This is a genomic window from Aeromonas sp. QDB68 (genome assembly GCF_027707405.1).
Taxonomy (GTDB): domain Bacteria; phylum Pseudomonadota; class Gammaproteobacteria; order Enterobacterales; family Aeromonadaceae; genus Aeromonas; species Aeromonas caviae.
In genome coordinates, this window is the sequence record NZ_JAPCIQ010000196.1 from 1 (window position 1) to 1,790 (window position 1,790).

A 1,790-nucleotide genomic window follows, 5' to 3' on the forward strand; every position below is an offset into this window, starting at 1 on the left:
TGATGGCCTCTCCTGAAAGAAAAACACCCTGTCAGCGTACCGCTCACAGGGTGGGGGTGACCATCTCATTAGACCCCCTGCCAAAGCAGGGGGTCGTCATGAGCAGCGCGGGGGGAGGACCTAGATCATCACACCGGCGATAACGGCGGAAAGCAGGCTCACCAGGGTGGAGCCATAGACCAGCTTCAGGCCGAAGCGGGAAACCATGTTGCCCTTCTCTTCGTTGAGCGCCTTCACCGCACCGGCAATGATGCCGATGGAGCTGAAGTTGGCGAACGACACCATGAAGATGGAGAGGATGCCGACGGTGCGCGGGGAGAGCTCGGCGGCAATCTTGCCCAGATCCATCATGGCCACGAACTCGTTGGTCACCAGCTTGGTCGCCATGATGGAGCCGGCCTGCAGCGCTTCACTGCCCGGGATGCCCAGGATCCAGGCAACGGGATAGAAGATGTAGCCCATGACGTGCTGGAAGTTGACGCCGAACGCCGCCTCGAACAGATAGTTGATGAGGGCGATCAGGGCGATGAAGCCCACCAGCATGGCACCGACGATCACCGCCACGGTGAAACCGGCCATGATGTATTCCCCTAGCATCTCGAAGAAGTTCTCCTTCTTCGGCGTGTGGTGCTCGTCACCCTCGGCCAGCGCCTTGGCATCGGTCACGGTGTTGTCGGGCTCGTAGGGGTTGATGAGGGAGAGCACCACGAAGGTGCTGAACATGTTGAGCACCAGCGCGGCCACCACGTAGCGCGGCTCGATCAGCTGCATGTAGGCACCGACGATGGACATGGAGACGGTGGACATGGCCGTCGCCGCCAGGGTGTACATCTGCTTCTCGTTCAGGTGCGGCAGTATGTTCTTGAGGGCGATGAAGTTCTCGGACTGACCGACGATCATGGAGCTGATGGCGTTGAAGGACTCCAGCTTGCCCATGCCGTTGATCCTGGCCAGCACGGTGCCGATACCACGAATGACGATGGGCAGCAGACGGATGTACTGCAAAATGCCGATCAACACGGAGATGAAGACGATGGGCATCAGCACCATCAGGAAGAAGGAGAAGGCCCCTTCGTTGACCAGACCGCCGAACACGAAGTCGGTCCCCTGCTTGGCAAACTCCATCAGCTTGGTGAAGCCGGCGGCAAAGCCACCCACCACCGCCAGACCCACTTCGGAGTTGAGCATGAACCAGGCGAGCGCCAGCTCGACCACCAGCAGCTGGCCGATGTAACGCAGCTTGATCTGTTTCCAGCTGCGGCGGTTTGCCAGCAACGCCAATGCCAGGACCATCACGAGTCCGAGCACGAAATGAACGTATTCCATACCAGTAGCACCCATTGAATTGTTATTTTTGACCGGCGCCATCATAAAGAACTGCATATTTAAAAATCAGAGAATCATCACAATCCGCGGTAAAAATATGCATGCGAAATAATACAAACGTTTTTAAATTAATTGCCAAGACACATGATTATTAATCGTCATTGAGAAAGCTTAAAAATAAATCAAAAACAATAAGTTATGCTCTTTCATTAATTTTATTCCTCATTCGTATATATATTTCATAACGGCTATATCCCATATGGCATCCTCCGATGACTCATCATCACCAGGACATGTTTAATTAAAAACGTTTTCTCGCCATTCATCATGATCTGGCCATGACCACCCTGTTCCATTGTGCTCTTTTTACATACCGCAAGCCCGCCACATGTACAGAACCTTAAGCGGCAAGCGAATTAATAATACCGTCTAACGTGTTGTTTTGCTTGGATTTTCTCTGCCTA

General features: G+C 53.6%; 1 protein-coding gene. It reads right to left on the reverse strand.

Features of this window, described 5'->3' with window-relative positions; genetic code table 11:
• Positions 1-120 precede the first annotated feature (120 nt).
• Positions 121-1,326: a NupC/NupG family nucleoside CNT transporter gene (locus PG892_RS22145; RefSeq protein WP_223933256.1), complete on the reverse strand. Its 1,206-nt coding sequence runs from the start codon at positions 1,324-1,326 to the stop codon at positions 121-123.
• Positions 1,327-1,790 lie beyond the last annotated feature (464 nt).

What these genes read in the sequence shown, in the direction of transcription:
- PG892_RS22145 (WP_223933256.1), bottom strand. Translation starts at nt 1,326, where the DNA reads ATGGAATACGTTCATTTCGTGCTCGGACTCGTGATGGTCCTGGCATTG.